Annotated in this window: 1 protein-coding gene; it reads right to left on the bottom strand. The window is 63.6% G+C overall.

Annotated features, from left to right (window positions below):
- Positions 1-169 precede the first annotated feature (169 nt).
- Positions 170-387, bottom strand: a 218-nt coding sequence (locus E4T79_RS10815) for a FimD/PapC C-terminal domain-containing protein (protein ID WP_135030134.1), incomplete at its 5' end; no start/stop codon positions are given.

Below are 387 nucleotides of genomic sequence, written 5' to 3'. Positions count from 1 at the left end.
ATCCAGCAGGTCGACGGTAAAATCCTTTGATTCTCCCGCCACCGCGCAGGCGTTATCCCGCACGTAGCCGCTGATGGAGATGGTGCTGTCGGCGGCGCACGCGTTGGCGACGGCAAGCGACAGCACGGCCAGCAGCAAATAGAACGATTTTGTCATCATGATCCTTTCCTTAGCGGCACACCGCGGAGAGCTGGCTAAGCGACTGCTGCTGGCTCTCCGGCGGCAGGCGATACTCGGCCACGCAGCCGGCATCCGGCCCGTCTCCCCACTTCACCTGTACCTGACCGGCCAGCGGCATCCCGCTGAGGTAGACCTGGCCGTTATCGGCGACAATGCTGCCGCTCTGATTACTCGCCGAGGTCACCATGGCGCCGAACGGCACCGGCT

Origin of the sequence: Streptococcus sp. LYSM12 (genome assembly GCF_004569635.1) — a bacterium.
Classification (GTDB): Bacteria; Bacillota; Bacilli; order Lactobacillales; family Streptococcaceae; genus Streptococcus.
This window is presented reverse-complemented; position numbering and strand designations above follow the sequence as displayed.